We start from the raw sequence: 11,055 nt of genomic DNA on the forward strand, positions 1-11,055 counted from the left end.
ATTTGTGATAGACCCTTCAGGAGGGTTACTGTCATAATTGTAATAAAATGTGAATCCAACCTTAAAATTATCATTCCAAATACTGATACTTGGATTAACGTTAACATTCACTCTAGACCTTGAATCACCCGTAATGTATGGAATATAGCTGATATTGGTATTTACTTGTACTTTTGGGCTCGTAAATTTATAAACCGACCAACCCACCCGAATGAGTCCCGCAAGATCCGTTGTTGGGTCATTATCATCAAAAGGAGTTTCATTGATACCACTTAAAGCGCTGCCTACATACAATCTATTCCAGGTGTTGTACGTAATATCTTTAACCCCTCCCAGACTTACATTATATCTTCGTTTGATACCCAATTGCAAATTCTGACTTGTACCAACTGCAACTAAAGTAGACCATCTGTTCTTGAACAGTCTTTGCCACGAAAGATCAATTTCCGAGTTATTGGTAGTTACGCTATCTCCCTGATATGACAGGTTTACATTCCAGGTTAACTGAAAATACGTTTTCTTCTTCCTGTAATCCAAATTACCAGATAGGGCTAGTGTAGATACATCGCTACTTTTTTGATAATTAGCGCCAAGACTTATATTTCCGCTTAATCGCATCCATAAATTCCTTTTTATCGGATATACTTCAACAATATCATCAATGTTTATTAATTTTTTTTTTCCATCCACCATAATATAAGTCGAACGACCATTCTCAGAAGCGGTGAAAGAAGAATAATAAATCACACCATTTTTCAATTTTATTTCAAATTGCTTATCTGAAATAATGGTTTTTATAAAGGGTTCTTCCAAACTTATGGTTCCCATGCCCTCCATTTTCCAGGTAACCACTGCATACTCCAACTTTTTGAAATCTCCTGTTAATATATTTCCATTCACATGAACTATTGTGTCTGTTTTTTGAGCAAGACCCTTTATTTGTGGAAAGATCATTAACATTAAAAATAGAACAATATGTAAAGTAGTCTTATTCAAATTTTACTTTTAGAATATCATTTATTAAATTTTGATAGCATCATTAATATTTTTTTGAAAAGATAAGTATTTATTGTAGCTATTTATATGCTTTTGGCGGTTTTCTTAAATTTGTGGCCGTTTCAAAGGCGCGTCCCAATTTAAGTAAGTTAGGCTCCTGAAATTGTTTTGAAATAAATGTAAGGCTTATCGGCTCCCCGGTTTCCTTGTATCCCATAGGAATAGTTAATGCAGGATATTTGGCCACTGCCGCATAGCCTGCATGGTAATTATTTATAGACAAAATGGCATCTAATTGGTGTTTATCCATAGGGGTATCAAAAAATAATCGTCCGTTTTCCTCTAATCTATTTTTGATGAGTTGCAATTCCTCCAATGAAGTTGAATCTTTAAGTATTCCATCAAAAATTGATTGCCCGTAGGGAATACGCAACAAAGAATCAGCTAAATTAAATTTAACAATCTCCTCAAGAGTGCGCATAGGAATTTCTTTTTTATTTTGTACGTTGGCGTTGAGATATTCAGGAAGATCATTTTTCATATCAATGTTGAGAAGCGTTAGAAACCCATCCATGGATACCTCCGGTTCAGTAAACTCAAATATTATGGCGCCCAGTTTTCCAAGTCTGTTTACCGTATTCTTATAAATAGAATCAGTTTCCAGCAGATCTTTAAATACCCCTAACCGCTTTCCCTTTAAAGTCCCTGCATTGAGAACCGCATTTAGATAATCTTCGTTAGTTCCCACAGATTTTTTATCATCCTTATCCTTACCCGTCATTGCCGATAATAAAATGGCATTATCCACAACATTCCTTGTCATTGGCCCGGGAGTATCGAGCGTACTTGAAATTGGTACAATTCCTGTTCTGCTTAAAAGCCCTATAGTTGGTTTTAAACCCACTACCGAATTTTGACTCGATGGAGAGAGAATAGATCCGGATGTTTCTGTGCCAACCGCGCCAATTGCATAATTTGCGGCCATTGAAGTACCACTTCCTGAACTGGAACCCCCTGTTTCATAAAGACCTCTCCCATAAGGGTTTAATGTTTGGCCACCTATAGCACTATAACCCAATGGACAGCCATTACACATATAATATGCCCATTCACTAAGATTAACTTTGCCTAGTATCAAAGCTTTGTTTTTCTTTAATTGTTCGACAATAAAGGCGTCTTCGGTTTCATTATCTTTCAGTGCAATTGATCCTGCTGTTGTATTCATCCCGGCAGCACCAATATTGTCTTTAAGGAGAATAGGCATACCAAAAATTGGATGACGGTCTTCTGAAATTAAATTATCGAGTTCCCTGGCTTCTTCTACCACATTTACGTTTAATGCGATAATAGTATGTAGTGTAGTGCTGCTATCAAGCTCAAAATGATAAATTCTATAAAGAAAAAACCGAACCAAATTTTCATATGTCAATCTTCCCTCTTTAATGTGCCCTTGTATTGTGGGTATATCCTGTTCAAGAATATAGGGTTTTAATTGTTCATATTCGCTTTCCGGCATTTTAACCACTTCGTGATACAATGGCCGGAAACTCTCATTTTTGTCTGACACCCTGGACTGTATCAGTTTGAAACGCATTCGCGATTTTTCATGCTCCTGGTTCGCAGCCGCTTCAGAGGAGTCATTATAGGGCTCCCAAAGCACAACTGAAGAGTAATCAATTTCCTTAGATTCCTTACATGAAATGATTAATAAAAGTCCAAAAAGATAAATTAGTTTATTCATCGTTAATTCTTGACCTGTTTATTTCGCCAATCGTAGATGTTTTGTTCATTCATGCGAACAAATTCATCTTTATCTTCTTTTTGTGCTAATTCCAATGATTTTTGTGCTGAAATAATGGCACTACCATAATCTTTCAAAGCTGCTTCAACCAAAGATTTAACCCTGTAAAAATAATACGTATCCCCTCCTAAATCAATGGCCTTATTTAGATAAGACAAAGCCTCCGGATATGATTCTCCCTGTTCCTGAAGATAGCGTGCCGCTTCATAATAAGTTTGAGCGGTAGGATTTTCTTCTATTTTGAGTGCAATTTCCTGTCTCATTTTTGTATCCGTATCTACTGAAATTGGGATTTTTATTAGTGTTTGTTCCCAAATCCAAAGCATATTTATGGAGTTATGGTCAATTTTATCAAAAGTAATCAGAAAGTTTTCCTGATAATTAGGAATTTCTTGTGGTTTTATCCGAATCCTGAAAGCATCTTCTTCCGGATCATAATCTTTTCTTCCATCTCCCCAATGTCCCAAATTTTTGTGAAAAACTACGTCCCAATAATCTTTATTTGGAAATGCATAAAGGGCATATGTGCCCTTGGGCAAATAATTCCCCATAATAGTCAAATCGTCATCTGATGTAAATTTGGTAGACTCATTTGCGCCAACACGCCAAATTCGCCCATAAGGGACAAGACCTCCCAGTACTTTTCTGCCCTTAGCCCCGGGTCTGGAATAAGAAATGGTGATTTTAGTAAGTCCGACATCCTGTTCAACCTTCGAAAACGGACTGGCTTTAGGAGCCTCAATTTGTGCCACAATTACTGTTGAAAAGAAAGTAAAAAGTATGAGGTTTAAAACTTTCAATGGGCTATATTAAAGAATGAATCCACAAATTCAAATTTATTGAATACCTGAAGATCCTCTATTCCTTCCCCTACACCAATATATTTAACCGGAATCTGAAACTGATCAGAAATGCCAATTACTACTCCCCCTTTGGCCGTTCCGTCTAATTTTGTAACGGCTAACGAGCTTACCTCTGTAGCCTTTGTAAATTCTTTGGCCTGTTCAAATGCATTTTGACCAGTGGATCCGTCGAGGACCAATAGTACTTCATGAGGTGCTTCATCAATCACTTTTTGCATAACACGCTTTACCTTGCCAAGTTCATTCATTAAATTGACTTTATTATGCAATCTGCCAGCGGTATCAATCAAAACAACATCTGCACCCTGGGTAACGGCCGAACTCAATGTATCAAATGCAACGGAGGCTGGGTCACTGCCCATTTTCTGTTTCACTAATGGAACATTTACACGATCTGCCCAAACCTGTAACTGATCTATAGCGGCGGCCCTGAAAGTATCAGCTGCTCCTATTACAACTTGAAGTCCTTGTTTTTTAAACTGATAGGCCAGTTTTCCTATGGTGGTGGTTTTACCTACCCCATTAACGCCAACAACCATAATAACATATGGTTTTTTGTTCTTAGGCACACTGAATTCTTCCTCTTCACCCACATGAGTTTCTGATAGTAGACCTGCAATTTCTTCCCGAAGAATTCCGTTCAGTTCATCGGTACCCACATATTTATCTCTGGAAACCCTTGCTTCAATACGTTCAATTATCTTTAGCGTCGTATTTACCCCAACATCAGAGGTCACCAAAACTTCTTCCAGATTGTCCAAAACGTCATCGTCTACTTTGGACTTACCTGCCACAGCCTTGCCTAATTTGGATAAAAAACTGGTTTTAGTTTTCTCTAATCCTTTGTCTAAGGTTTCTTTTTTCTGGGATGTAAATATTTTTTTAAATAAACTCATGTTACCTCAAAAAAGTCAATAGGCAAATATATGAAATTAAAAAAGCCGCTCTCAACAGAAAGCGGCTCAGAACTAAATTTTAGTCAGTTTGTTACTTCTTATTCAACCATTCGTTCACCATTTCTGGTGGCATAACAGATTCTACAAAAGTATATGCACCTGTTTTAGGTGATTTTACCATTTTTATAGCTTTGGTAAGTCTTTTAGAACTGGATTGTAAACTCGCTACGGTCTTCTTTGCCATGCTTTCTTATTTTATCTCTTTATGAACAGTCATTTTCTTGAGAATAGGATTAAATTTTTTAACCTCTAACCTATCAGGGCTATTCTTCTTGTTCTTGGTTGTAATATATCTTGATGTTCCCGGCATACCAGAGTTTTTATGCTCTGTGCACTCTAATATTACCTGAACTCTGTTTCCTTTTTTTGCCATCGTAATCTATATATTGAAGGATTATTTAATCAATCCTTTTGCTCTAGCTTCCTTTAAAACAGCTGAAATGCCCTTTTTGTTTATCGATTTAAGAGCCCTGGTAGAAACTTTTAAAGTAATCCATCTATCTTCCTCCGGAATATAAAAACGTTTCTTGGAAAGATTTACATTAAATCTCCTCCTTGTTTTATTGATAGAGAAGGATACATTATTCCCAAACATAGCTCTCTTTCCGGTAAGTTCACAAACTTTTGACATTACGCTACTTTTTACTTGATTTTAAACAGGGTGCAAATTTAATTCATTTTTGTGTGATGGACAAAATTCTCTTCTAGAATTTTAAAATTTCTTTTTGCAGCATCTGGAAAGCCTTATGTACTGCTTTTTGAACGATTCTAGTGCGGTGATTTCCCATTGTAAATTTTTCAACCAATACATCATTTGGAGTAGCAATTGCGATATAGACAGTCCCTATTTCAGCATCAGAATCACCTTTTGTAGGGCCCGCATTACCGGTTGTTGCCATTGCAAAGTCTGCTTTAAATAATTCCCTGACATTAACAGCCATTGCTCTTGCAACTTCTGCACTTACTACAGAATTCTTTTTTATCAATTCCTCAGGAACCTTAAGAACATTTATTTTAACCTGGGTAGCATAACTTACCACACTCCCTAAAAAATAAGCCGAGGCACCTGGAATAGCGGTAATTTGTTCTGCTATTTTGCCTCCGGTAAAACTTTCAGCTGTGGCCAGGGTCATTTTCTTTGAAGTAAGCAATTTGGCAACTCCTGATTCTATAGACCCATCCTCTTCTTCCCCATATATGATATCCCCGATTATGGAATACAATTTTGCCGATTCTTCTTTGACCGCATCTTCTATAACATCCTTGTCTGCTCCTTTTGCCGTTAATCGCAACCGAACTTTACCTAAATTGGGGAGGTAAGCCAGCTTAACAAAAGAAGGTAAATTTTCCGCCCAATCCTCTATTCTTTCTGCAATGGCGCTTTCACCCAGGCCATAGGTCATAATCGTCTTATGGTAAATATGTGGACGATCAAAAGTTTCCACAATCTTTGGGATAACTTCATTATTTATAAGATTTTTCATCTCAAAAGGAACTCCCGGAAGTGAAATAAAAGTGGCTCTATCTGTTGCGATCCACATCCCCGGGGCTGTGCCATAGGCATTGTGTAATACTTTAGCTTTAGAGGGCACGAAAGACTGTTGCCTATTAATATTGGAGATAGGAGTTGAAATATAATTCTTAAACAACTCTTCAATGTGAGTCAATACCTGCTTGTTTTCAATCAGCTGATCATCTAAAAACTCACAAATCGTATGTTTTGTTATATCATCCTTGGTTGGCCCTAAACCACCTGTAATGATGATGATTTCTGCTCGCTTTTCAGCATCTGACAAAGCCTTTAGTATATGAGATCTATCGTCCTGAACAGAAGTTATCTGGAATACCGAAACTCCAATCTTGTTTAATTTACTGGCTATATAGGCAGAGTTTGTATCTACTATTTGGCCAATTAGAATTTCATCGCCAATGGTAATAATTTCGGCAAACATCAGAAATTAAAGTCTTTTTTAAGTTCCGTAATTACCTGATGAATATCTTTCTTTAATAGCGGAAACTTATTCTCAATTTCTTCCTTGTTTTCTGGATTTTTACCTAATGTTTCAATATCAAGGGCAATTATTCTGCTTTGTTCCATGCCTAATAAATCCACATTCGGTTTTATTTTATGTGCCAGTTTATAGACGTTTTCGTAATCACCATTTTCAATTGCCTTCTCAAGATCTTCAAGATCCTGGGGAACTTCCTCAAGGAATACAGAAATAACAGAGTTTATGAAATCCTCATCCCCTTCAGCCATCTCATTTATTTTATCCAAACTGTATATCATTTATTTAATTTTTACGGTAAGTAATTCTTCACCTTCAAGCTTAGCTGAAAGGTAATCATTTGCACTTATTTTACCAACACCAGCGGGAGTTCCGGTAAAAATTATATCTCCCTTCTTTAACATAAAGAATTTAGATACATATGAAATTAGTGAATCTATATTCCAAAGCATTAAAGCTGTATTCCCCTTTTGGACAATAGTCCCATTTTTGGAAAGGGAAAAATTCATATCGTTCAAGTCTCGAAAATTCTTCTTATCTACCCATTTTCCAATTACAGCCGAGCCATCAAAACCTTTAGAAATCTCCCAGGGAAGACCTTTTTCTTTTAACCTGGATTGTAGATCCCTTGCTGTAAAATCTATACCCAGCCCAATCTCATCATAATAGGTATGGGCAAATTTCTCATTTATATGTTTTCCAACTTTTTTAATTTTTACCAAAACTTCTATTTCGTAATGGATTTCATTGGAGAACTCCGGGATATAAAAATCTTGTTCCTTCGGAAGAACTGCAGAATCGGGCTTGATAAATACCACCGGATCTTTGGGCCTTTCATTGGCCAGTTCCTTTATATGATCCACATAATTACGACCAATACAAATGATTTTCATCTACAAATTCCTATTTATTTTAGTTTAATTTATTATTCAGCTGACTTAGTTTTATCTGAGTAAGTACCTTTTTTGTATACAGAGGAAAATCCGCATTCAGGATCCATCCAAAATAACCTGGTTCCTGGTCCAATACTTCCAGTACTTTTTTACCCTTATGTTTCCCAAATGAAAATACTTCTTCCCCATTTTCATCCAAAACAATAAAACCTGCAAAATCTACAGACTGTTTCCGTCTTGAAAAATCAGACAGCTTCTTTATGTTGTTTTCAAGGTCTGGATAACGATCTAACTGAGATAGAAGGACTTCGTAAGTTGCCATGGTATCTGCTTCAGCACTATGAGCATTATTAAGGTCTTTATCGCAATAAAATTTATATGCTGCCTCCAGGGTTCGTTTTTCCATCTTATGAAAAATGGTTTGAACATCTACAGATAACATGTTTTTTAGATCGAAATCAATTTCTGATCGAAGCATTTCTTCCGCCAGCAAAGGAATATCAAAGCGATCTGAATTAAAACCGGCCAGGTCACAATCTTTTATTATGTTGAAAATTTCTCTGGACAATTCCTTAAAAGTAGGCTCGCTGGCCACTTTTTCATTAGAAATACCATGAATAGCGACTACCTCATCAGGAATGGTCATTTCAGGATTAACTAGCCAGGTTTTGCTTTCTTTATTACCATTAGGATATACTTTCAGAATAGAAATTTCGACAATCCGGTCTTTGGCGACATTGGTGCCCGTGGTTTCCAAATCAAAAAAACAGATTGGTTTGCTGAGTTTTAGTTCCATAATAGTGGGATATTTAAGCAAAGATAATTTTTAAAATAAAGTTAAACAGGACTTAAAAACATATCTTTTAAGAGATTTTGAACAAAGGCAGTCCAATTAACATATCATCTAAAAGTATTTAAGATAACATTATTGAAATGAAAGTCTACATATATCACATTCGGTAACTTCCAAAAAAAGACTAAATCTCCCTATCTACATCCCATGCTTCAAGGTAGTCTGCAACGGTTTTAACGAACATCCCGCCAAGGGCCCCATTTACAATACGATGATCATAACTATGAGAAAGAAACATTTTACTACGGATACCTATAAAGTCGCCCTCCGCTGTTTCTATGACAGCCGGCATTTTTCGAATGGCTCCCAGGGCCAATATTGCCACCTGAGGTTGGTTAATAATTGGTGTCCCAAAAACACTTCCAAAAGACCCTACGTTTGTGACGGTATAGGTGCCGTCTTTTACCTCATCTGGTTTAAGTGCATTATTTCTTGCCCTGCTGGCCAGATCATTGACTACTTTGGCCATTCCAACCAAATTTAGCTGATCCGCATTTTTAATTACAGGTACAATAAGATTACCATCGGGCAATGCAGCAGCCATTCCAATATTAATATTCTTTTTCTTTATCACTGTTTCTCCATCGACTGAAATGTTAACCATTGGGTATTTCTTCAAGGCCTTTGCCACAGCCTCCATAAAAATAGGGGTAAATGTTAACTTTTCTCCTTCATTTTTCAGGAATACATCCTTAACCTTATTCCTCCAGGCAACCACTTTGGTAACGTCTACTTCAATAAAACTTTGAACGTGAGCCGAAGTAGAGATACTCTCTATCATATGATGGGCAATAAGTTTACCCATCCTTGTCATTGGAATAATCTCATCTTCACCACTTGACTGTACCCTTGTAACCTGATGTGGCTCTGTACTAACAGCCGCTTGTTGCTGCAAAGGCTCAGGAGCCTTAACCGGCGCTACAACTGGTTTTTCACCCGGAGTAATTTCAGGCTTCCGATTTTTTATATAGTCCAGAATATCATTTTTGGTAACCCTGCCTTCTTTACCTGTACCCTCTATACTATCTAATTCTGCTGCTATTATACCTTCCTCCCTGGCAATATTTTTAACAAGGGGAGAATAAAAGCGGGTGGTATCAGCCAAACCTTGAACAGTGCTGCCAACAGCTTCCTGAACATGGGTCACATTTTCTTCTAAGACGGATACTGACTCTGGAAAAATTTCAGTCAATTCTTCTTTTTGGTCTGCTTGGGTGACCCCAATAGGATCTGATTCTCCTTCCAGCTCTATAACAGCCACTGTCTGTCCAACTTTTATGATGTCGTCTATATTAAAAAGTTTCTCCGTCAAAACACCCTCAACTTCGCTGGGCACTTCAGAGTCTACTTTATCTGTCGCAATTTCAAAAACCGCCTCATCCATTTCTATTGTATCGCCAACATCCTTTAACCAAGCAGTTAAGGTTGCTTCTGCAACACTTTCACCCATTTGCGGCAATTTCAATTCAAATTTTGCCATATTACTATTTAAAGTGCTTTTTTGAATAAATTTTTTGCAAAAATACTAAAAAAACGTCCCTATATTTAAATTTATTGCATGAATTATCTTCATGTAGCCTTCAAAGACCCTTCAAATGGAATTCTGTTAAGAATGCTTCTTCCCAATGTTACTTCATCTGCATATTCCAATTCATCACCCACCGAAATACCTCTGGCAATGGTAGAGATTTTTATATTAAAAGGCTTTAATTGTTTATATATATAAAAGTTAGTAGTATCGCCTTCCATGGTAGAGCTCAGGGCAAAAATCAGTTCCTTTATCTGATTTTGACTTACTTTGGAGATCAAAGAAGAAATGGTTAAATCCTGTGGGCCAACACCTTCCATCGGAGATATTTTACCTCCAAGCACATGATATAACCCTAGGTATTGACCAGTGTTTTCAATAGCCATTACATCTCTAATATCCTCAACTACACAAACCATATCTTGCACCCTTTTAGGGTTTGCACAGATTTGACATAGAGCAACATCTGATATATTATGGCAATTTGAACAAAATTTAATTTCCTCTCTAAGCGTTAAAAGTGAACCAGATAAATCTGACGTCTGTTCCCCTGGTTGGTTGAAAAGGTGAAGTACTAACCGCAAAGCAGTACGTTTTCCAATTCCCGGTAACTGAGACATATGGTAAACCGCATTTTCTAAGAGTTTAGATGAAAATTCCATAATGACAAAATTACATAATGTTTTAAGTTTTTGTACTTTGCGCCAGTAATTTATTTTTATGACAGCATCGCATATTCTGCTTCTTATTGGCGGTTATTTCTTCTTGCTATTGCTTATCTCTTATTTCACCGGAAAAAACGATTCCAATGCTGATTTTTTTAAAGCAGGAAAACAGTCGCCTTGGTATTTGGTAGCTTTTGGTATGATTGGTGCTTCATTATCTGGCGTCACTTTTATATCCGTTCCCGGCTGGGTAGAAAGTTCCCAGTTTAGCTATATGCAGGTTGTTTTCGGGTATCTGGTAGGATATTTTGTTGTCGCTTTTATACTGATGCCTATCTATTACCGCTTGAATGTTATCTCAATTTATGAGTACCTCAAAGAGCGCTTTGGTATTGTCAGTTATAAAGTAGGTGCTTTGTCTTTCTTTATTTCCCGGGTGTTAGGAGCCTCTTTCCGGCTATTTTTGGTAGCCATAGTGCTACAACAGTTTG

At 36.9% G+C, this 11,055-nt stretch carries 14 protein-coding genes; 1 reads left to right on the forward strand and 13 read right to left on the reverse strand.

Annotation, left to right across the window (positions count from 1 at the left end):
- The 13 genes from WBN20_RS03465 to recR form a co-directional block, all read right to left on the reverse strand.
- The coding region (locus WBN20_RS03465; RefSeq protein ID WP_424280708.1) for a DUF481 domain-containing protein at window positions 1–996 on the reverse strand (996 nt) is incomplete at its 3' end.
- Between the two features lie 79 nt (window positions 997–1,075).
- A complete protein-coding gene (locus tag WBN20_RS03470; RefSeq protein ID WP_424280709.1) occupies window positions 1,076–2,737 on the reverse strand; it encodes an amidase family protein in 1,662 nt (553 codons plus the stop codon).
- 2 nt (window positions 2,738–2,739) lie between these two features.
- Complete coding sequence (locus tag WBN20_RS03475) at window positions 2,740–3,597, reverse strand: DUF2911 domain-containing protein (protein ID WP_424280710.1); 858 nt, start codon at window positions 3,595–3,597, stop codon at window positions 2,740–2,742.
- On the reverse strand, window positions 3,594–4,556 hold the full coding sequence (ftsY, locus tag WBN20_RS03480; RefSeq protein WP_424280711.1) for a signal recognition particle-docking protein FtsY: 963 nt from the start codon (window positions 4,554–4,556) through the stop codon (window positions 3,594–3,596). Before ftsY ends, WBN20_RS03475 begins: the two co-directional genes overlap by 4 nt.
- A 91-nt stretch (window positions 4,557–4,647) precedes the next feature.
- Window positions 4,648–4,800 (reverse strand): DUF4295 domain-containing protein, encoded by a 153-nt coding sequence (locus tag WBN20_RS03485; protein ID WP_299163915.1) that lies wholly within the window; start codon window positions 4,798–4,800, stop codon window positions 4,648–4,650.
- 6 nt (window positions 4,801–4,806) lie between these two features.
- Window positions 4,807–4,989, reverse strand: coding sequence for a 50S ribosomal protein L33 (gene rpmG, locus WBN20_RS03490; RefSeq protein ID WP_424271928.1), 183 nt, complete (start codon window positions 4,987–4,989; stop codon window positions 4,807–4,809).
- 21 nt (window positions 4,990–5,010) lie between these two features.
- Window positions 5,011–5,247 (reverse strand): 50S ribosomal protein L28, encoded by a 237-nt coding sequence (gene rpmB, locus WBN20_RS03495; protein WP_299163917.1) that lies wholly within the window; start codon window positions 5,245–5,247, stop codon window positions 5,011–5,013.
- Between the two features lie 73 nt (window positions 5,248–5,320).
- A complete protein-coding gene (locus WBN20_RS03500) occupies window positions 5,321–6,568 on the reverse strand; it encodes a competence/damage-inducible protein A (protein WP_424280712.1) in 1,248 nt (415 codons plus the stop codon).
- The gene (locus WBN20_RS03505; protein WP_424280713.1) at window positions 6,568–6,906 is read right to left on the reverse strand and encodes an Hpt domain-containing protein; all 339 of its coding nucleotides are present in this window, start codon (window positions 6,904–6,906) and stop codon (window positions 6,568–6,570) included. Before WBN20_RS03505 ends, WBN20_RS03500 begins: the two co-directional genes overlap by 1 nt.
- Entirely contained in the window at window positions 6,907–7,518 is a 612-nt protein-coding gene (locus tag WBN20_RS03510; RefSeq protein WP_424280714.1) for a fumarylacetoacetate hydrolase family protein, read from the reverse strand. It abuts the gene before it with no gap.
- 19 nt (window positions 7,519–7,537) lie between these two features.
- Window positions 7,538–8,314, reverse strand: coding sequence for an exonuclease domain-containing protein (locus tag WBN20_RS03515; protein WP_424271932.1), 777 nt, complete (start codon window positions 8,312–8,314; stop codon window positions 7,538–7,540).
- A 181-nt stretch (window positions 8,315–8,495) separates the two neighbouring features.
- Complete coding sequence (locus tag WBN20_RS03520) at window positions 8,496–9,851, reverse strand: dihydrolipoamide acetyltransferase family protein (protein ID WP_424280716.1); 1,356 nt, start codon at window positions 9,849–9,851, stop codon at window positions 8,496–8,498.
- Between the two features lie 89 nt (window positions 9,852–9,940).
- Window positions 9,941–10,561, reverse strand: coding sequence for a recombination mediator RecR (recR, locus tag WBN20_RS03525; protein ID WP_424280717.1), 621 nt, complete (start codon window positions 10,559–10,561; stop codon window positions 9,941–9,943).
- A 58-nt stretch (window positions 10,562–10,619) separates the two neighbouring features.
- Here recR and WBN20_RS03530 point away from each other — a divergent pair.
- On the forward strand, window positions 10,620–11,055 hold a 436-nt coding region (locus WBN20_RS03530; protein WP_424280718.1), incomplete at its 3' end, for a sodium:solute symporter family transporter.

The organism is Eudoraea sp., from assembly GCF_049665975.1.
Taxonomy (GTDB): Bacteria; Bacteroidota; Bacteroidia; order Flavobacteriales; family Flavobacteriaceae; genus Eudoraea.